Below are 19,105 nucleotides of genomic sequence, written 5' to 3'. Positions count from 1 at the left end.
CATTGTCACCTTTCGACAACGGCCTTGCCCCCCCTGTGTGGGCAGTGTCCGCCGACATGCTTGCGAGGTGCGGACCCCATCGGTGACCCCTGTAGTCGACCGGCGCGAGACCCCGCGCCACAGCAGCTACGGATCACTTGTTATGGCAAACATCAGCATCTTCGGTATCGGTTATGTGGGCGTCGTCGCGGCGGCTTGCCTGGCACGGGACGGCCACTCGGTTATCGCCGTCGACGTGGACCAAGGGAAGATCGACGAGATTAACGCGGGCCGCTCGCCCATCGTCGAAGAAGGCATCGACGAGCTTGTGCGCGAAGTCGTCGCCGCAGGCCGCCTGCGCGCCACCAAGGACTATGACGACGCAATTGGGAACTCTGAGCTGACATTCGTGTGCGTCGGCACGCCTTCGGCCCCCGACGGATCGGTCGGCTTGGTCTATGTCACCGACGTCTGCAAAGGTATCGGCGAAGCGCTGGCCAAAAAAGACGCGTACCACTCGGTCGTCATCCGCTCCACCATCGTGCCCGGCTCGACCGAGACGGCCTGCATCCCTGTTCTGGAAGAGACCTCGGGTAAGAAAGCGGGCGAAGGCTTCGGCGTCGGCTACTACCCCGAGTTCCTGCGCGAAAGCACGGCCATCGCCGACTACGCTGACCCCGGCCTGATCGTCTTCGGTCACATGGACAAGGTCACCGGTGACATCCTGCACGACCTGAACAAGGACCTGGATTGGCCGATCCACAAGACCGACATCCGCACCGCCGAGATGGTCAAGTACACCTCCAACACCTGGCGCGCCGTGAAGGTCACCTTCGCCAACGAGATCGGCAACATCGCCAAAGCCTCGGGGATCGACGGCCAGACCGTGATGGAGATCCTGTGCTCCGACACGAAGGCGGCCATGTCGCCCTACTTCATGCGCCCGGGCTTTGCCTTCGGCGGCTCCTGCCTGCCCAAGGACGTGCGCGCCCTGCGTCACCTGGCCCGTGAAACCGGTGGGTCCCACAAGCTGCTGAATGCGGTGCTGGAATCGAACGACGAACAGATCGCCCGCGCCGAGAACCTGGTTCTGGCCTCCGGTGCCAAGACGGTCGGCTTCGTTGGCATCTCGTTCAAGCCCGGCACCGACGACCTGCGCGAAAGCCCCCTGGTCGCCCTGGCCGCGCGCCTGATCGAAAAGGGTGTCGAAGTGAAGGTCTACGACCCCTTCGTGCAAGAAGCCTTTGATGCCGGGACCCCCGGCGCCGGTCGCGGCAACGACGGTGTGCCGGATCTGAAGGAGCGGATGGTCGGTGACCTGGATGCTCTGATCGAGGAATCGGGCACCGTTCTGGTCGGCAACTTCTACCGTGAGGCCGCGCCCGTCCTAGAGAAGGCCGTCGGGACCCGTCCGCTGGTCGACCTGACGCGGATGCGCCGCGATCTGGTCACCTCCGACGGCTACGAAGGCATTTGCTGGTAACGGCAGGCTTTGGGGTCCGGGGACACTTTGTGATGATGAACTTTCTACAACATCTCGCCTACTTCGGTGTGGTCGCGCTGCTTGCCAGCACGGTTCCCGCCGGCTTCCTAGGCGACCCCGGAGCCGCCCAGACGACCATTCTGGTCGTCGGGTTCTTGGGGGCCTGGCGTTACAGCTGGGCCGCCATCAACTTTACCCGCGCGATCATCTTTCGCCGCTTCGTCTACCCCAAGTGGAAACGCCTGCGGCAGGCGCGGTTCGACGCCGTAGAGCTGCCGTCCCACTGCTACTTCATGGTGACGACGTACCTGGTGAAGATCGATGTGACGCTGACGGTCTACCGCTCCATCTTTCGGGCGGCCTCTGCGGCGCGCGACGGGGCGACGGTTGTCGCCTCCGTGGTGGATGGCAAGGACGCCCGGCTGATCCGCGACATCTTTGAAAACATGCCCTGCGACATGACCGGCGTGAAGCTGGTCATCGACCGCATTGAATCGAAGGGGAAACGGGATGCCATGGCCAAGGCCTTGCGCATCCTGGCGTCGATGGCGCCCAGCCACCGCGATGTTTTGGTGTTTGTCGACGGCGACACGGTCGTGCCCGAGAACATCTGGGCCGCGTCCGCCCCCGTTTTGACCGACCCGAAGGTCGGCGCGATGACGACCGACGAAGCGGCCATCATCGACAAGCCCGGGCTCTACAAGGACTGGTTCAACCTGCGCTTCGACCAGCGTCAGGTGATGATGTGTTCCATGGGGCTGGCCAACCGCGTTCTGACTTTAACGGGCAGAATGAGCGTTTTCCGCGCCTCGCTCGCCACCGACCAAGGGTTCATTCAGGCGGTCGAGGCCGACTACCTGAACCATTGGCGCCTGGGCCGCGTGAACTTCCTGACGGGCGACGACAAATCCACGTGGTTCTGGTTGCTGTCGAACGGATATGAGACGGCCTATCTGCCCGACATCAAATCCCAGTCCTACGAAGAACAGCCGCGCGACACGTTCCTCGACTCGGCGCAGACCCTGATGGTGCGCTGGTTCGGAAACATGATGCGCACGAATGGCCGGGCCATCAAACTCGGGCCGGGCCGGATGGGGTTCTTTACCTGGTGGTCCGTGCTGGACCAACGGGTGTCCATGTTCACGACGCTGGTGGGGCCCCTGTCGGTCCTGATCACGGCGTTTGCGGGCGCCCCGGAAGTCATTCCGCTTTACATCGCTTGGGTGCTGTCGACCCGATATGTGTTTTGCACCTACATCGCGCTGTTCCGGGGGCATTGGTTCCCGGTGACCCATCCGCCGGTTCTGTATTTCGGTCAGGTCGTCGGTGCGATGGTCAAAACCTTCGTATTTTACCGTTTGGATCGCCAACGCTGGACCCGTCAGGGCAGCGGCGCGGCGGCCAAGCTTGCCCCCGGAGAGCGGGTCAAGCGCCTAGAATCTTTCGCCATGCATTCGATCGCCATCTCCTGGCTGATCATGGCGATCATGCTTGTGAACACGATTGAGTGAGGGCCCCGCTATGAACGATATGACCCCGATCCCTGGCGACTTTGCCCACGCAGACGAGCACCCCCTTTTGGCCGTGGCGTACACGCTGACACTGGATGGGCACACGCTGATGGGGGAACGGTTGTCCATGACGACCATGGTTACCCGCGCCGAGCGCGACGGCCCGGTGACCGGAACCAAGGGGATTGCGCGGCTGCGCATCGATTTCCCGGAGTTCTCGCTGACCCTGTCGCCCGAGGTGTTGGTGCGCGAAGTTAGCGCGGACGGCACGGTCAAGCTGACGTTCGTCGATCCGACCGGCCCCCACCTGCCGCAGCTTCGCTATGTGCTCAACAGCACCATCGCGGGGGAGCTGGCCAGCATGGATGGGCTGATGACCTACTCCGGCCCCACGGTTCCCAAGGCGGCCAAGGCAGCCCAGAAACTGACCTGGCGGGATCGGCTGCGGACCTATGGGGTGATGGCCACCTGCGTCGGCGTCATCCTGGCTGCAGGCACCGTTTTGGTGAATCGCTGGACGACCGGCACAGAGCTGCATCCGGTCTTTGTCGAAGCCCAGGGTCGGCAGATGAAGGCAACAATCGGCGGGCAACTGAGCTTTTTGAACCCAGAAGCGAAACAAGGTGAGGTGCTGTTCGCCCTCACGTCCAACGCCGGTGATATCCTGAATTTCCAGATGCCGTGCGACTGTGAGGTGCGTCTGTCCGCCAACGCATACGAGGGCGCAACTCTCCTTCCTTCGGACCAAATCCTGACAATTTTAGACATTAACCCTGAGATCAGAGCACGCACGCTCATGAGTATCGAAGGGCTCGCCAGAGTTATGACCGGAGACCGCGCGACATTGGAAATGCAGGACGGACGGAGCATTCCCGTCGATGTCATTGCAGACGACACGTCGAACGCGGCTGCCCTCCGGGGGGATCTCTTCGTACCTGTGGATGTGCGTGCGCCTGCGGGCGCTTTGACCGATGCCGACATGGGCACGGCAGGACGCTTGCGGCTCTCAACGCCGCTGCTCGGCGGCCTCCTGCCGGAGTTTGGAACCTAATGACTCGCATCACCCCTTTGATCATCTGTGGCGGCAACGGAACTCGGCTTTGGCCCCTGTCCCGCCGCCAGGCCCCCAAGCAGTTTCAGCGCGTGGGTGGACCCGAAAGCATGACGTTCTTCCAGTCTGCCGTGCAGCGGCACAGGGGTGATCTTTATAATGACCCGGTCATCGTGACGGGTCTGATGCACGAGGGCACGGTCCGAGCCCAGTTGCGCGACCTGCAAGTCAACGCCCGGATCATCTGCGAACCCATGGGGCGGAACACCGGCCCAGCCGTCCTGGCCGCCTGCGAACTGGCCGCCGAAACAGATCCGGACACGGTCTTTGTGGTTATCCCCGCCGACCACGTGATCGAAGGCGACATGGCGACGCCCATGGGGGCTTGCGTGTCTGCCGCGCTGGCCGGTCGGATCATCACCTTTGGTATCCCGCCGCGCTACGCCGAAAGCGGCTTCGGCTACATCATCGACCAGGGCGGTTTGCCTGGCTTTGACGGACCCCTGCGCGAGGTCGGTCGGTTCGTGGAGAAGCCCGCCGTTGATGAGGCGCAGCGCCTGATTGATGCGGGTGGGGCCTACTGGGCCTCGGGCCTGTCGATGTTCTCGGCCCGCACGTTGATCGCCGAATATGAGCAGATCGACCCCGACAGCACCCGGAACGTGCGCGACGCGGTCCGCTCCGGCAGCCGTAACGGCAACACGCTCAACCTGGCGGGGGCCTCTTTCTCGCTGGCAGCCTCCGAGCCGACCGAAGGCCTGATCTTCGAAAAGACCGCGCGGATCGCCTTGGCACCGCTGGACGTGAAGTGGGACGATGTGGGGTCTTGGAAAGCCATGCACTCCGTGGCGCCCGCCGACCGGGATGGAAACGTCCTGCAAGGCGACGTCATTGCCCTCGACAGCCGCAACTCCCTGGTGCGCGCAGACAGCCGCTTGGTCAGCATCGTGGGCCTGGACGACGTCGTAGTGGTTGAGACCGCCGACGCCTTGCTGGTGGCGCACATCGACGAAAGCCAAAAGATCAAGGACGTGGTCGAGCGCTTGAAGGCGAAAGACCGCCCCGAAGCACAGCGCCACGCCGATGCGCCCAAACCCAAGATGGTCGATGTCGCCAGCCCCCAAGTGGCGCCGCACATGCCCGCTGGCATGGAGGCCGACAACTTCAGCCTCGGGACCGCGGAAATCGCGGTGGGTCAGACCATGACCATGCCGCGCGGTCCCGCGAACCATCAGGCCATCGTTGTGGGTGGTGATGTCCGCGCCACGGGCATGGGCTGGATCAAGGATGTCTCCGCCGGTGGCCGCGTCTATGGCGATGAGCTGGGCGAGATCGAGCTGCGCAACCTGGGCGACGACCCGGTTCAGCTTCTGTTTGTGACGCTGGAGACCGAGGCGCCCGCGCCAAAGTCCCGGCATATCCCTGCGACCGCCCGAGGCGGCGACACCCCCAAAAAGGTGGCTTATGGTTAACCGTGCTCTGGAACGACAGCCGATTGTCACGGCGATGGTGGCGGCCATGTTGGTCGCCGCCTCCGGCAACGGCGCTGGCGCTGATGGAGGGCTCTCCTTCCTGTCGGCCCCTGCGTTCGACGATCGTCCTGTGTTCCAGGCACCTCCTCAACCGGCCCCTGCGCCCAACGCGGCCAATCCTGCCAACGCCCCCGCGGCGCTGGCCCCCCAAGGCGGGATGACGGGCAGTCTGCTCGATATTCCGACGCCTTTGACTCAGGCGCCTGCAACGGCGCCTCTGGTGCCCCTGGCCCCTGCGCCCGCCGCGACGCCCTTGCTGAGTGGTCCGACCCGCGCAACGGTCACCGCCCCGGCATTCGATACGCCGTCTGAGCCCGTCGCGGCCGAAGCCGACGATCCTCAGCCAGTGGAAGATCCCTTGGCCGTGCCTCAGTACGATCGCGCCCTGGCGTCTCGGCTGGCAAAGATGGCCGCGCGCCTCGGCAGCGGCAGCGCGGATATGATCCCGTCCACCGCCGAAGTCTGGCAAGCCGCTGGTCTGCCGGAGCCTGTGGCCAAGGTCGCCGGGTTTTCACCGTCCCAACCGCTGCCTTTGGCGCGGCCCTCCATGTTCAACCTCCGCTTGGCGTTGGCCATGCTGTCCCAGGGACGCCCCCGCCAAGATGACGAACGCATTCGCCTGGCCCAGGGCGACAAAGGTGACCAAGTGCTGTCCCTCTCGGGCGGGCAGGTCACCCTGGCTGTCATCCAGCAGGCATTGGCCAACATGGGTCTCCAGCAAGATCCCCAAGGGCCACTGCGTGTCCCGGTGATCCTGGCTGAAGATACGGTTCTGACGCTCAACCCGGGCGACATGCTTGAAATGTCGCGCCCAGATGGTGCTTTCGTGCTCAGCTTTGGGCGCGTGGAGATCGAGGGCGCCACGATCCGCTCCGTCGGCCCAGAGAACGAAATCATCACAAGCTTCGCACCCTTCTTGGCCGTTGCGGGCAGTGGCGCGTTGCGGATGCGCCAGGCCACCATCGAGGGGCTCGGTTTCGGGGATACAGCGAAGTTCGGCGGCATCTCTGTCCTGGGCCATGTTTTGCGCCCCATGTCGGACCCGACAGAGATCACCGACAACACGTTCACAGACGTTACAAGCCTCGCCATCACGGGCGTGCGGGAGGCGCTGGTGTCCGGGAACCGGTTTGGCGACATGCGTGGAGGCGCGGTCCGCCTATACAACAGTCCCAAAAGCCATGTAACCGGCAATCTGTTCTACGGTGCGGCCTCGACTAATGCGATCCGCATTCTGGATCGGTCCCACGAGGCTGTTCTGTCGGGGAATGTCTTGCTGGCTGGTGAGCGTGCCGGCATCGTCGTGCGTCGCAGCAATGCTGCCGACATTCGCGGGAACGTCGTTTGGGGCCGCGATGGCGCGGGCGTCAAACTCCAAGAAACGGAATGCAGCCTGGTGGCGCGGAACCAAGTCCTCGATAGCCGCCAAAAGGGCGTCGAGATCCGGTCCAGCGCCGCGACCACCGTTCGAAGCAATGTCATTGCGGGCAACCGGAGCGCGGGCGTTTGGATCTCGGCCCAGTCCCGTGATGCCCTGACCGAGGTCACGTCCAACCGGCTGCTGGGCAATGGCTCCGGGATTGTGGGTGCCACGGCGGCGACCGTCGCCCTGGACGGGAATGACATGACCGCACAACTGCCGCGCCTCTCCGATGGCGATCTGACCGAGGCGGCTCTGCTTCTGGCGCGGGACCTGACAGGCGCGACGCCGCTGACCTTGACCGGGGCCGAGGCCGTTCCGCCGGCACCCATTTCCTGCGGAGGCGACGCCACATGACCCGTTACGGCTTCCTCTTTCTCAGCGCGGCACTTCTGGCGCCGCCCGCCAGCGCGCTCGAAGACCATGTGCCCCTCACCATTCCACCCGCAGCCGAAACCGCGCGCATCTCGGTCGAGGCGGTGCCCTCTCGCCGGTCCATGCGCGGTCTGACCCGCGCCCAACGGGCCGGACGTCAGGCCATGCATGAAGGTGGCTTTGTGGAGCCGGACATGCTGCGCCAACTGGCCGAACGGGGCGATGGTCTGGCGGCCCAACGCTACGTCCGCGTTTTGCAGGCGGATCCGACGGCATCGGCGTCGGACCTTGCGTTCTATTCCGCTTTGGCGGTTCAGACCGGTCGCGGAAAGCTGCTGCAACAGATGCTCACCGCGATGGATTCCTTGGATCCGACGACCGAACCACGGGATCGGGTGAACCGCTACATCGCGGCGCTCTACCCCCAGGCCTGGGCGGGAAATGCCGTCGCGCTGGACGCTGTGGCCCGGTTCAATGGCGAGGGCCGCTTGTTCGGAGCCCTCTCAGAGCGCACGCGCGACCGGCTGCTTACCGAGATGCGCGCGCTGGGCGATGGGCGCGGACAGCTTGGGATGGCCGTCGGTCTGTTGGAGGACCGCGCCAAGGACCCCAGCGGCGATTGGGACCAAGCGGGCCGCGTGCGCGCCCTGTTGCAAGAAGCGGCGGCGTCACCACATCCGGGGGTCGCTGCAACGGCCGCCAGTCTACTCACAACCCTGGAGGCTGGCGGTTAGACAGCCACCCCACCCACCAAAACAGACGATCAAAAAACAGATCGCAGAGGCAGAGCATGGATATATCGAACACATCCTCCCGCATGGCGCGACTGGCCGCGAGCGTCGCGGTGGCGACCCTGGGGTTTGGCGCTTTGGCCACTGCGGCCGAGGCGTCGACCTATGCCTGTCGCGGGATAGAGCGGCCTGGAATTGACGTGGTCGAGGGGCAGAACGGCGTGTTCTACCGGATCCACCCCAACCTTCAGAACAGCCATTGGATCACGGACCAGACAGCCGATGACATCGCGGCCCTGTCCGAGGTTCTCGCGGCCCAGGGGACCCATCTGGTTGTGGTGCCGGTTCCCACCAAGGCGCTGGCCATGCCGGAGCATCTGCCGCGTCTGGCGACCTATGCGGGCTATGACCCGGATCTGGCGGCTTCGGTCTATGGGGAGTCGATCCTTCAGTTGCGCGAACGCGGTGTCATGGCCGTCGACGGACGCGCCGCGATGCGGTCGCTGGCAAACGCGGGCACGGCGCCTTTCCATGCGCTCGACACCCGCCCCACGCCCGAAGGTGCGCAAGCCTTGGCCAACGGCGTTGAGGCCGTCCTGGCCGCCGCTGGTCATGCCCCCCGCGCCCGGCAGGAGTTCCAGACCCAGCAAACCGGGCGCCACCTGGTGCCCTCAGGTTTGCGGACGCGGTTGCAGCGCCATTGCGATTACGACCTCCCGCAGGTGGAGGCCGTCACCTACGCCACCGGTGCGGGGTTGGGTGCGGCGGTCCAAGCCGTTGGCACCACCGATAACGTCGCCGTCGTGGGCACCGGGCTGACCGGCGCACCGGGGACCAATTTCGCAGGTTTCATCAGTCAAGCCACCGGGCGTCCGGCCCAAGCGCTCCATGCGCCGGGCGAAGATGCCTTTGCTGCGATCTCATCCTATGTGACCTCTGCCGCGTTCCAAGCCAGCCGTCCGGGTGTCCTGGTCTGGGAATTCCCGATTTGGGCCGATTTGGGCCGGTTCGGGGATCAGCCCATGGCCGAGTTGATCGCGGGTGCCGGCGGGGCCTGCTCGGTCGAACTGCCGGTCCAGGCGGGCGCCAATCCGAACCGGGTGCAGGCGGGGCTGACCCGCGTGTCGCAGCCGCAGAACGCCGTGCTGATGCTGGATACCGGCGGGACGCCCGCCAGCCGCGTGGCCTTCCGCTTTGCCGCCTCCGACGGGGCGCAGCGTGTCAAATCCATCCACCGGTCTGACGGACACATCCTGAACGGACGGTTCTATCTGCCCATGTCCGGTCTCTGGCCCGAAGGGGCAACCGGAGTGGAAATTGAAACAGATGCCGGCTTTGGCGCGCGCCCGCGCCTGGTCGCCTGCACGATCGCGAGGTGAGCGAGATGAAGACCCGGTTCAACCTGTTGGCCTGCACCGTTCTGGCCGCCATGACCCTCGCGCCAACCGCTCAGGCCCAATCCACGCCGCCTGTCCTGCGCTTTGCCCCACCTGCCGCGTTGGCCCCTGATGCCTGTTTCCCGCGCCTCGCCGAGCGGGAGGATGACCTGGACGTCGAGGGTTTGGATGATGAGCTGACCGACGAGGACCGTGCGCGATATCTGCGGCGCGATATTCGCAACCTGCTGCGCACCGACCCGGTGGGTGAGTTCGCCTTTATCGCCGCCCTGATCGAGCGGCGGGTCGAGGTCGACAGCCGCTTTTCGGATGCGGACGGTATCCTGGCGCTGATCGACTTGCATTTGGCGGCTGGTCGCCCCGAGGAGCTTGTCGCCTCGGGTCTGGTTCCCTCCCTGCGTGAGCGCGCCGAAGCCCTGGCCCACCGTCAACGCATCGCTCTGGCTCAGTTCTACCTGGACGGGATCGGGGTCGCGCCGGACCCGGCCTATGGACAAGAGCTGCTCCGTGAGACGGCCTATGCCGGTAGTCCCGGTGCCTTGCTAGAGATCGCCCGGATGGAAATCCGGGGCGAGATGATCGACCAATGGGACGCGCCGCTGGATCTGACGATCAGCATGGCCATGGGCGGCGTTTTGGGGGCGTTGGACAACGGCATTTGCCGCCGTGCCGAACGCATTGCCCAGGAATACGAGCGCGGCGAAGTCGTGGCCGCCGATGCGGAACTGGCCTTTGCCTGGCGCAAGTTTGCCGCCGACATGGGCGATGCCGATGCCGCCTGGCGCATTGTGGAACACCACCTGAATGCCCCCGCCGCCGCCAAAGACAACGAAGAATTGCGCCACTACCTGACCGTGGCCGCGAACCTTGGACGCCGTCCATCGGACAGCGAGGCGGAGGCCCTGCTGGAAAGCGGTGCGGTTACGCCAGAGGTTTTGCTGACCATCGTCGGGTTCAACCACAGCCAGGATAAGGCTGGTCCCCGCCGCTCGGTCGCGCCCTATCTCGACCTCATCATCAACGTCGATGGGATGGAGGCGGACGAAGACGGTCTCTACCTGGATTACTTGCGCGAAATTGCAGAGATGCCCGAGGCCCCCGGCAGCGTGTTCACGCGCCTCGCCCAGGAGGTTCAAGTGCGCCGCGGCCGCTGGGCCGGTGAAGCCGAGGCCATGGAACTGCTGGAAAAGGCCGTGGCCCGCGGCGATGGCGACGGCATGGCCATGCTGGCCCGGATGTTGATGCGGTACCGTGATGACCCGCGGCGCACGGATCGCGCCGTCAGCCTGTTAATGGAAACCGTGTCGCGCCACGGCATGGCGTCGTCCATGCACCTGCTGGACGGACATTACCGCTGCCAGGTGAACGACGCCCCGCGCATGGCCGAAGCCAGCCATTGGGCCGAAGCCTATCACGCCTCCGACTATGCGTCGGTGACGATTTCGGCCACGGATCTTCTGGCGCTCGACCCCTATCGGGAGCCGGAGGCCATCGCCAAGATCCAGAGCCAAGCCCTGCAAGGGCGCACGACGATGCTGGCGGCCCATGTGCAGCGGGTACAGGAGTCGAACCTGCCCGATGCCGCACTGCGGTTTTGGGCTGGGCGCCTTAACGGGTCCGATCAGGCGCTGGAGGCCTTTTCTGAACTGGAGTTCGAACTGGCCACCAGTCCAGAATTGCGCGACCTGTCGGTTGAGTTGTTCCGGCGTGTCTACCTCAACAACGGGGTGACCACGGCCCTCGACCTGGCCATCGCCTTGACCGAGCACAACAGCCGCGATCCCCATATCGCGGATGAGATCGTCACCTTGCTGACCATGGCCGGAAACCGGGGAGAAGGGGCCGCGATCCGGCTTCTGTGGCGCCTGACGGGTCGTCCCGGGGAGGATGTCTATGCGCAGTTTGCAGACGTCATCGAGAAGCGTGGCGACTTCCTGGCCTTGATGTATGCCATCCCCTACATCCCGGCGGCCAAACTGGACGACTACATCGACCGGGCCGTGTCGCTGATGAATTGCGGGATCAAAGACGCGGAAGAGTTGGGTGATGCCTATGCGATCCGTGGTGACATGGCCATGAGCTACCACTGGCGTCAAATCGGCTTGCAGATCGAGGGTGGGCATGTGCTGTCCAAGCTGCGGCTGAGCGACCGTCAGATGGCGCAATACGCGATTGGCCGGGCGCCGGACCCCGCTGATGTGGCCGCCCGTGCCCAGGCCGAAGGCGACCCCGGCGCGGCATTGGAGCTGTTCCGTCTGACCTCTGACCCGGATCTGGAAACCTATGATCCCGAACGCGCTGTCGCGCATCTGGATGAGTTGGTGAACGCGCGCACCGTCGATGCGACCTCCGTGCTGCAATCCTGGCGCGCGTCCCCCCCCGCCGTGCGGGCCCTGGTCTCGGCGCAGTTGGATATGACGCCTGTCCTGGAACGAGCCGCGCGGACGGGCGAGGCCTCGGCAGCGTTCGAATACGCGCTGCACTTGCGCGATCAGGCCGAAACGGCATCGGATCTGGTGTTGGTGGTCGACTGGCTGAGCCAAGCCGCCCGGGCCGATCATCCGGGTGCGATGGTGGAACTGGGTCTGTTGCAAGGCATGGGACCTGCCGCGCTGCGGGATCCCGATCAGGCGCTGATCTGGCTGGATCGCGCCGCCGACCTGGGTGAAACCCGGGCGCCGTCGCTGGCTCAGATGCTGCGCTTGGGGTCTGGCCTGTGAGCCGGGCAACCCATTACGCGGCGGTCGCGGCTGTGATGGCGGCTGCGGCCCTTGGCTCCCCTACGCAAGCCCAGGCCATGGGGCCGAACTGCTTGGCCGAGGTTCCGCCGGTCCTTGGTCTCGATTTCCCGTCTCGCTATGCGGGCAGCGACGCCACGCGCGCGCAGTTGAACCCGGAGGCCGAGGCCGAAGCCGAGGCTGCGCTCGACCCCGTGGACGACTTCATCAGCGCGCTCGTTAAGCTGGTTGATCACGACAAGGACCGCACAACGGTCACCGCCCGCGCCGATTGCGCCATGGCTCAACTGGCGCAATGGGCCCGGGCCGACGCGCTCGCGTCCATCGACAGCGAGACGGCTGCTCTGACCCTCGGGTCGCGACTGTCCGGCTTGGCGCTTGTTGCGCGGCAGGCCTGGCCCCACGCGGGCCGCCGCGCGGACAAGCAAGAGGTGGCCGATTGGTTGGCACGCCGCGTCGAGGACCAGATGGTCTTTTGGGAAACCGCCTCCGACGGCGCCGCCAGTGGCAACCTGCGGGCCTGGGCCGCGCTCGGCGCAGCCGCGACAGCGGATGTTGCGGATGACCCGATCTCGCGGGGGTGGGCCGCTTGGTCCACGGCCTATGTGATGTGTAGCGCCGACGCCGAAGGCGCCCTACCGCAGGAGATGTCCCGCGCGCACCGGGCCATGCACTACCAACTACACGCCGTCGCGCCCCTGGTGACAACGGCCGCTATCCTGAAGCCCCACGGCATAGACCTGCGCGGGCGATGTGACGGTGCCCTGGGGCGTGTCGTCGACTTCACCTTGTCAGAGGTTCAAAATGGCGGGCGGGGCAGTCAGCAACGCACGGGCCAGCCTCAGACCGCCGTCCAAGGGAAGGGCGTCCGTCCCTTCCAGCTGGCTTGGATCGAACCTTGGCTGTCCCTTGGGGCCGATCCCAGGGCCGACGCCGTGGCCGCCCCGCTGCGCCCGCTGTCGTATTCCAAGCTGGGCGGCGACCTGACCGCGTTGTGGCGCTGACGGCTCTCGCCGTCAGACGCTTGCGCCATCGGTGAAGGAAAAGCCCAGGTCCACGGTCTTTGGGCTGTCGGGATCATTGTCGATCAGCAGTTTCGCCGCCTCGACCCCCATGCGGAACCGCTGGGTTGAGATGCTGGTCAGTTTGGTGGGCGTCGCGCTGCCAATGGCAATACCGTTGAAGCCCAATAGCGCCAGGTCCTGGGGCACGCGAATGCCATTGGCCATGCAGTGGAACAACGCGCCAACCGCTAGGTCGTCATTGGCGAAAAACACGCTGTCGAGGCCGGGATGCTCCGACAAGAGGCTCGCCAGGGCCTCGGCGCCCAAAGGTGCGGAGGATTGCCCCGGCAGGATCTTATAGCCTTGGAGCGGTGCGCCGCGCTCTGCCAGGCGGGCGGCGAAGGCTTCCCGTCGGATGCGCGACCGCGCTGGTCGTTCGCCCCAAGCGCCGACATAGCCCGGCGCGCCATAGCCCCTGTCCAACAGAAAGTCCGCCGCAGCCGCCCCCGCAGCAGAATGGGAGATTCCGACGGCCGATTGGATCGCGGTTCCGTCCGTGTCCATGATCTGCACCACCGGAATGCCCTGGGCCTCGACCATGCGGGTCACCGCTGCGCTGGCATTCAGCCCCGTCAGGATCAGACCCATTGGGGACCAGGCCAACAACTCGCGCACGGCCTCTACCTCGCGGTCGGGGTCGTATTTCGAGATCCCCAAAACCGCCGAGAGCCCGTTGGCGGAGAGCACGCTGTCGATGCCATCCAGAACTTCGGGAAAGACCTCGTTGGACATCGATGGGACTACGACGGCAACAAGATTGCTATTGGCTGTCTTGAGCGCCCCGGCCAACCGGTTCGGGGTGTAGCCCAGATCGTTGGCCGCTTGTATGACCTTGTCGCGCAGCCCGTCCGAGATGTTTGGCGCCCGCCGCATCACGCGTGAGACCGAGATGTCCGAAACCCCAGCCACACGTGCGACGTCTTTCAGGGTCACACGCTCGGTCCGTTTTGGTGATGTCATGGGTCGCCTCCTACGCCGCAGGATACCGAAACCCACCCGGATGACAACGTTACCAAAGTGGATTGACAACGTTGTCTTTCAGATGACAACGTTACCAAACAAAAAATCTGAGTTCTATCTGGGAGGAAATAATGAACATCAGAGCAACCCTCGGCATGGCCGTGGCCGCAACCTGTGTCGCTGGCGCTGCCATCGCAGATAGCTTCCCCGAGCGTCCCATCAATATGATCGCACCGTTTAACGCCGGCGGGGGCACCGATCTGCTGCTGCGCGGATTGGCCCCACACTTCGAGGAGGCCATCGGTGGCGATGTCTTCGTGTCGAACATGGCGGGCGGATCCGGGACCGTGGCGGCCTCGGCGCTGCAAGGGCAGCGGCCCGATGGCTACCAGCTTGGGTATTTCTCGATCACGGTGTCGACCATCCAGCCGCAGATCAAGAACGTGCCCTACGGCGTGGATAGCTGGACGCCGATCTGTTCCGTCGCGGCCTCACCCACCATGCTGATTGTCCCCAACGACAGCCCCTTCCAAACCATGGAAGAGGCCGTCGCCGCCATCGAGGGCGCGCCGGGCGAATACGTCTTCGGCTCCTCCGGTCCGGGTGCGATGACCCATCTGACCACCGTCGCCGCCTTTGCGGGTATGGGCGTTCTGGACAAGATCCGGCATCTGCCGTTCCAAGGCTCCGGCCCCGCGGTCAAGGAACTTACGGCAGGGACCATCCAGTTCTTCGGCGACACCGAAATCCTGCTGAGCCGTGGCGACTTCCGTCCCCTGATGGTGTTCAACGATGAGCGTCTGGAGGGCTATCCCGACACGCCAACGGCCAGCGAAGTGGGGATCGAGCCCCCGTTGAACGAGCTGTATCTCTGGGGTGGTCTGTTTGCCCCTGCCGGTGTGCCCGAAGAAACCGTCGCCGCCCTGGCGGAGGCCTGCGAGACGGCGGTGGGCTCCGACGGCTTCAAGGAGTTCGCGGCCAACTCCGGCACCGTGATCAACCATCGCGGCCCGGAGGAGTTCGACGCCTTCTTCCGCGCCCAGTACGAGGCCAATGGCGCCTTGATCGAGGCTGCCGGTCTCTGATCGCAGCCTACGGATGGCCCGCCGGTCGGGCCATCTCCACCACATGGGGAGGGGTCGTCATGGGCGCGTTCACCCGCGAGCCGGTGCTCGTACAACTTGGTGTGCTTGCCATCGGCTGCGCGCTCTATCTCTCGACGCTGGGACAGACCTTCTCGGATGTGGGTTCCGCCCATTCCCCGATGTTCTTCCCCCGGATTGTCTTGTCCCTGTGGATCGGTCTTGCGGGGCTCGCGCTGGTCCAATCCTTACGCACCACCGACGGGCAGTCACGGCCCCATAGTCTGCTGCGCCTGGCGATCCTGGTCCTGGCCGTGGTGATCTATTCGAATTTGATCACGACCTACGGGTTTTTCCTGTGCTCGGTCGGGCTGGCCCTGGTCGTGCTGCCGATCTTCGGCATCCGCCATCCGGCGATCGTCGGTGTCTATGCCTTGGCCGTGCCCGGCAGTCTCGTGGCCCTATTCAATCACGGTCTGGGGATGCCGCTGCCGACCTCGCCCTTCACCTATCTGTTCTGAGGACCTGACTCATGCTGTCGCATCTGCCCGATGCCCTCGCGCTGCTGTTCAGTTTGGAGGGCATCCTGGTTCTCATTTTCGGGACCATCCTGGGGATCGTCCTGGGCGCCATGCCGGGGATCGGGTCCACCGTCGCCGTGGCCATCGTTCTGCCCTTCACACTGACCATGGGGCAGTCCTCGGCGATTTTGCTGCTGCTCGCGGTCTATGCGGGGTCTGTCTACGGCGGGTCGATCTCGGCGATCCTGATCAACACACCGGGCACGCCCCAATCGGCCGCGACCTGCCTAGACGGCTATCCCATGGCACAACGGGGGGATGCGGGGCTGGCCCTGGGCTGGGCAACGGTGGCGTCGGTCATTGGGGGCCTGGTATCAGCGGTGGTCCTGGTTTTCGCCGCGCCCTACCTGGCCGCTTTTGCGCTGAACTTCGGACCGATTGAGACCTTTGCCCTGATCTTGTTGGGCATGACCTGCATCGTCTCCGTCTCGACAGGCTCCGTCATCAAGGGCCTGCTGGCGGGAATGATCGGGATCTTCCTGTCCACGGTCGGAGGCGATCCAATCATCGGGGAGTTCCGCTTTACCTACGACATCTGGCAGCTCTATTCGGGGTTCAACCTCCTGGCCGTGGTTATCGGGGTCTTCGCCCTGTCCGAGGTCTTCGTCCGCGCCAGCGCCAAGCCAACGGGCGTGTCGGAACTGGTCGATTTTCGCGGGGTCATCCTGCCGAAGCTCTCGGCCTGGCGCGGGCGGCTGCGGAACCTGGGCAAGTCGGTTGTGATCGGGAACGTCATTGGCGTGCTCCCCGGAACAGGGGCGGCCACGGCGGCCTTCATTTCCTATGCCGAGGGCCGGCGGTCGTCGCCTAACAAGGAGGCCTTCGGAACCGGAGAACCCGATGGCATCGTGTCGTCAGAGGCTGCAAATAACGCTGTCACCGGCGGGGCCTTGGTCCCGACCATGGCGCTGGGTATCCCCGGCGATGCGATCACGGCGGTCATGCTGGCCACCCTTACCCTGCATGGCATCACCCCCGGTCCACGCCTGGTCGAGGAAAACCCGACCCTGATTGCGGCCATCTTCGCGGGGTTCTTCCTGATCAACCTGCTGCTGTTGCCGCTTGGATTGCTGTTGTCGCGGGTCGCGGCGCCGATCCTGCGCATGCGCGAAGGCTTTATGATGACCGCAATCGTGATCCTCTGCGCGCTCGGCATCTATTTCGTCCGCGGAAACCCGTTCGATCTGATCGTGATGGGCGTGGCGGGCGTTGTGGGCTTTCTCCTCCGCCGACAGGGCATCCCCATGGCGCCCCTTGTCATCGGGATGGTCCTGGGCCCCACGTTGGAGTTGACCCTGCGACAGGGGTTGATCCTCAAGGACGGAAACTTCTTCGCCTTCTTCGAAAGCCCCATTGCCCTGGTTCTGGCCATCGTGTCCTTGGTGGCACTGGCGTTGCCGTTGGTGCGGGCTGTCCTAGCGTCGCGGGCGGCTCAATGACGGATCGCGGGCCTGAATTTCTGCCGACCGCGCGCCTGACCGTGCGGTCGTGGCAGCAAACCAATGGACCCGGTCCCAATGTGTTGTTTCTGGGTGGGTCGAACTTCGATCTGGACCTGAAGACAGAGGTCCGTACGTCGCCCCTGACACAGCTTGGGCCGTTTGTAACCTACGAGCCGCGCGGGATCGGCAAGTCGGACCTCCCCCCCGGCGATTGGACCATGGAAGACTACGCACAAGATGCCATCGCGGTTCTGGATGCGATGGGCTGGGACAAGGCCGTGGTCGTCGGGGAGAGCTTTGGCGGCATGACGGCGCTGCACCTGGCTCTGGCGGCGCCCGACCGGGTGCAGGCATTGGTCATGTCCTCGGCGACAGCGGGCGGTGCGGGCGGCGCGTCCTATGACATCCGGCAGTTCCTGCGCCTGAGCCGTGCGGAGGCTGCGGCCCATGCCCTGGCGATCTTGGACAAACGGGTGACCGACTTAGCCATGGATGCGCCCGACACCTATGCCGCGCGCCTGGCCGCGCGTGTGACCTTTGAGACAGCGTTTGCCCGGTCGTCCATCGCCCACGGCGGATATGCGCGTCTGTTGGAGGCCCGCGCCCGCCACGACGTTTGGGAAAGGCTGCCTGAGATCCAAGTGCCGACCTTGGTGATCGCGGGTATCCATGATGGCCAGGCCCCGTTGGAGGCGCAGCGCAATATGGCGGCCCGCCTGTCGCGCGCCACCCTATGGGAGCGGACCGCCGGGCACGGTGTGCTGTTCAGTGACGCGAACGTCTTGCCACAGGTCGTGGCAGAGTGGCTGCCGCAGGTTCTTCCGCTGGTCCCATCGCAGGGCTAATCCGCAACGCGCTTTCTCCTTGGACATTTCTTTCGTCTCGCCCAAAGGGTGAGGCACAACCGACCGCAGGTATCGACATGGTCTACGACCCCTCCCTTTTGATTGTCCTCGCCCTTGGGCTTTTGGTGACCGGCGCCTTGGCCGGTGTCCTGGCAGGTTTGTTGGGCGTGGGCGGCGGGATCGTGATCGTGCCCGTCCTGTTCCTCTTGTTCGACGCACTGGGTATCGCCCCTGCCGTTGCAATGCATTTGGCCGTGGGCACGTCGCTCTGTACGATCATTCCGACCTCGATCTCGTCGGCGCGGTCCCATCACAAACGGGGCGCCATCGACGTGGACCTGCTGCGCAGATGGGCGCCGGTGATCTTTGTCGGGGCCTTGGGCGGGGGCATCCTGTCGAAGTTCCTGGACGCTAGCGCGTTGACGCTGATCTTTGGGGTGATCGCCTTGGCCGTCTCAATCAACATGGCGATCCCAAAGACGCTGGTCGTGTCCGATCAGCTGCCGTCCGGCCCGGTGGGCGCGGGGGTGTTGCCCTTCGGGATAGGGGGCTTTTCAGCGCTCATGGGAATTGGGGGCGGAACCCTGTCGGTGCCGGTCTTGGGGGCCTTCTCATTCCCGGTCCATCGGGCGGTGGGAACGGCCTCGGCCTTCGGTCTCGTCATCGCGGTCCCGGCGGTTTGCGGGTTCATATGGGCTGGCCTAGGCGTGGAGGACCGACCCCCCCTGTCGCTGGGATACGTGAGCCTGCCCGCAGCGGTGCTGATCTTTTCCATGAGCGTTTTGACCGCGCCACTGGGGTCCAAACTGGCCCATAGCTTGAACCCTACCCGGTTAAAGCTCGTCTTCGCAGCGTTCCTGTTCCTCACAGCGCTGCGGATGCTTTGGGCGGTGGCTACCGGGGGGTGACCCCCG

Annotated in this window: 15 protein-coding genes; 14 read left to right on the top strand and 1 reads right to left on the bottom strand. The window is 64.9% G+C overall.

Features of this window, described 5'->3' with window-relative positions:
• The first annotated feature begins 142 nt into the window (after nucleotides 1-142).
• The 9 genes from K5R33_RS04560 to K5R33_RS04520 are packed head-to-tail and all read left to right on the top strand — an operon-like array spanning nucleotide 143 to nucleotide 13,221.
• The gene (locus tag K5R33_RS04560) at nucleotides 143-1,462 is read left to right on the top strand and encodes a nucleotide sugar dehydrogenase (protein ID WP_220747771.1); all 1,320 of its coding nucleotides are present in this window, start codon (nucleotides 143-145) and stop codon (nucleotides 1,460-1,462) included.
• Nucleotides 1,463-1,494: 32 nt separating this feature from the next.
• Nucleotides 1,495-2,973 carry a glycosyltransferase gene (locus K5R33_RS04555; protein ID WP_255576023.1) on the top strand — a complete coding sequence of 493 codons (1,479 nt, stop codon included), beginning with the start codon at nucleotides 1,495-1,497 and terminating at the stop codon, nucleotides 2,971-2,973.
• A gap of 10 nt (nucleotides 2,974-2,983) precedes the next feature.
• On the top strand, nucleotides 2,984-4,024 hold the full coding sequence (locus K5R33_RS04550) for a hypothetical protein (protein ID WP_220747770.1): 1,041 nt from the start codon (nucleotides 2,984-2,986) through the stop codon (nucleotides 4,022-4,024).
• The gene (locus K5R33_RS04545; RefSeq protein ID WP_220747769.1) at nucleotides 4,024-5,496 is read left to right on the top strand and encodes a mannose-1-phosphate guanylyltransferase; all 1,473 of its coding nucleotides are present in this window, start codon (nucleotides 4,024-4,026) and stop codon (nucleotides 5,494-5,496) included. Before K5R33_RS04550 ends, K5R33_RS04545 begins: the two co-directional genes overlap by 1 nt.
• On the top strand, nucleotides 5,489-7,333 hold the full coding sequence (locus K5R33_RS04540) for a NosD domain-containing protein (RefSeq protein ID WP_220747768.1): 1,845 nt from the start codon (nucleotides 5,489-5,491) through the stop codon (nucleotides 7,331-7,333). Before K5R33_RS04545 ends, K5R33_RS04540 begins: the two co-directional genes overlap by 8 nt.
• Complete coding sequence (locus K5R33_RS04535) at nucleotides 7,330-8,085, top strand: hypothetical protein (RefSeq protein ID WP_220747767.1); 756 nt, start codon at nucleotides 7,330-7,332, stop codon at nucleotides 8,083-8,085. The genes K5R33_RS04540 and K5R33_RS04535 overlap by 4 nt, the downstream gene beginning before the upstream one ends.
• A gap of 56 nt (nucleotides 8,086-8,141) precedes the next feature.
• On the top strand, nucleotides 8,142-9,461 hold the full coding sequence (locus tag K5R33_RS04530) for an alginate O-acetyltransferase AlgX-related protein (protein WP_220747766.1): 1,320 nt from the start codon (nucleotides 8,142-8,144) through the stop codon (nucleotides 9,459-9,461).
• A 5-nt stretch (nucleotides 9,462-9,466) separates the two neighbouring features.
• Nucleotides 9,467-12,199 (top strand): tetratricopeptide repeat protein, encoded by a 2,733-nt coding sequence (locus K5R33_RS04525; protein WP_220747765.1) that lies wholly within the window; start codon nucleotides 9,467-9,469, stop codon nucleotides 12,197-12,199.
• On the top strand, nucleotides 12,196-13,221 hold the full coding sequence (locus K5R33_RS04520) for an alginate lyase family protein (protein ID WP_220747764.1): 1,026 nt from the start codon (nucleotides 12,196-12,198) through the stop codon (nucleotides 13,219-13,221). Before K5R33_RS04525 ends, K5R33_RS04520 begins: the two co-directional genes overlap by 4 nt.
• A 12-nt stretch (nucleotides 13,222-13,233) precedes the next feature.
• Here K5R33_RS04520 and K5R33_RS04515 read toward each other — a convergent pair whose 3' ends face one another.
• Entirely contained in the window at nucleotides 13,234-14,241 is a 1,008-nt protein-coding gene (locus K5R33_RS04515) for a LacI family DNA-binding transcriptional regulator (RefSeq protein WP_220747763.1), read from the bottom strand.
• Between the two features lie 131 nt (nucleotides 14,242-14,372).
• Between K5R33_RS04515 and K5R33_RS04510 the strand changes: the two genes are divergently transcribed.
• The 5 genes from K5R33_RS04510 (at nucleotide 14,373) to K5R33_RS04490 (ending at nucleotide 19,099) form a co-directional block, all read left to right on the top strand.
• Entirely contained in the window at nucleotides 14,373-15,326 is a 954-nt protein-coding gene (locus K5R33_RS04510) for a Bug family tripartite tricarboxylate transporter substrate binding protein (RefSeq protein WP_220747762.1), read from the top strand.
• Between the two features lie 59 nt (nucleotides 15,327-15,385).
• Nucleotides 15,386-15,844, top strand: a complete 459-nt coding sequence (locus tag K5R33_RS04505; protein ID WP_220747761.1) for a tripartite tricarboxylate transporter TctB family protein — start codon at nucleotides 15,386-15,388, stop codon at nucleotides 15,842-15,844.
• Nucleotides 15,845-15,855: 11 nt separating this feature from the next.
• Complete coding sequence (locus K5R33_RS04500) at nucleotides 15,856-17,343, top strand: tripartite tricarboxylate transporter permease (protein WP_220747760.1); 1,488 nt, start codon at nucleotides 15,856-15,858, stop codon at nucleotides 17,341-17,343.
• The gene (locus K5R33_RS04495; protein WP_220747759.1) at nucleotides 17,340-18,191 is read left to right on the top strand and encodes an alpha/beta fold hydrolase; all 852 of its coding nucleotides are present in this window, start codon (nucleotides 17,340-17,342) and stop codon (nucleotides 18,189-18,191) included. The genes K5R33_RS04500 and K5R33_RS04495 overlap by 4 nt, the downstream gene beginning before the upstream one ends.
• A 77-nt stretch (nucleotides 18,192-18,268) precedes the next feature.
• A complete protein-coding gene (locus K5R33_RS04490) occupies nucleotides 18,269-19,099 on the top strand; it encodes a sulfite exporter TauE/SafE family protein (protein WP_220747758.1) in 831 nt (276 codons plus the stop codon).
• Nucleotides 19,100-19,105 lie beyond the last annotated feature (6 nt).

Source organism: Jannaschia pagri, from assembly GCF_019655435.1.
Classification (GTDB): Bacteria; Pseudomonadota; Alphaproteobacteria; order Rhodobacterales; family Rhodobacteraceae; genus Jannaschia; species Jannaschia pagri.
Note: the sequence above shows the minus strand (reverse complement) of the source record. Positions and strands in the feature narration are given on the sequence as shown.

What these genes read in the sequence shown, in the direction of transcription:
- K5R33_RS04560 (WP_220747771.1), top strand. Translation starts at nt 143, where the DNA reads ATGGCAAACATCAGCATCTTCGGTATCGGTTATGTGGGCGTCGTCGCG.
- K5R33_RS04555 (WP_255576023.1), top strand. Translation starts at nt 1,495, where the DNA reads ATGATGAACTTTCTACAACATCTCGCCTACTTCGGTGTGGTCGCGCTG.
- K5R33_RS04550 (WP_220747770.1), top strand. Translation starts at nt 2,984, where the DNA reads ATGAACGATATGACCCCGATCCCTGGCGACTTTGCCCACGCAGACGAG.
- K5R33_RS04545 (WP_220747769.1), top strand. Translation starts at nt 4,024, where the DNA reads ATGACTCGCATCACCCCTTTGATCATCTGTGGCGGCAACGGAACTCGG.
- K5R33_RS04540 (WP_220747768.1), top strand. Translation starts at nt 5,489, where the DNA reads ATGGTTAACCGTGCTCTGGAACGACAGCCGATTGTCACGGCGATGGTG.
- K5R33_RS04535 (WP_220747767.1), top strand. Translation starts at nt 7,330, where the DNA reads ATGACCCGTTACGGCTTCCTCTTTCTCAGCGCGGCACTTCTGGCGCCG.
- K5R33_RS04530 (WP_220747766.1), top strand. Translation starts at nt 8,142, where the DNA reads ATGGATATATCGAACACATCCTCCCGCATGGCGCGACTGGCCGCGAGC.
- K5R33_RS04525 (WP_220747765.1), top strand. Translation starts at nt 9,467, where the DNA reads ATGAAGACCCGGTTCAACCTGTTGGCCTGCACCGTTCTGGCCGCCATG.
- K5R33_RS04515 (WP_220747763.1), bottom strand. Translation starts at nt 14,241, where the DNA reads ATGACATCACCAAAACGGACCGAGCGTGTGACCCTGAAAGACGTCGCA.
- K5R33_RS04510 (WP_220747762.1), top strand. Translation starts at nt 14,373, where the DNA reads ATGAACATCAGAGCAACCCTCGGCATGGCCGTGGCCGCAACCTGTGTC.
- K5R33_RS04505 (WP_220747761.1), top strand. Translation starts at nt 15,386, where the DNA reads ATGGGCGCGTTCACCCGCGAGCCGGTGCTCGTACAACTTGGTGTGCTT.
- K5R33_RS04500 (WP_220747760.1), top strand. Translation starts at nt 15,856, where the DNA reads ATGCTGTCGCATCTGCCCGATGCCCTCGCGCTGCTGTTCAGTTTGGAG.
- K5R33_RS04495 (WP_220747759.1), top strand. Translation starts at nt 17,340, where the DNA reads ATGACGGATCGCGGGCCTGAATTTCTGCCGACCGCGCGCCTGACCGTG.
- K5R33_RS04490 (WP_220747758.1), top strand. Translation starts at nt 18,269, where the DNA reads ATGGTCTACGACCCCTCCCTTTTGATTGTCCTCGCCCTTGGGCTTTTG.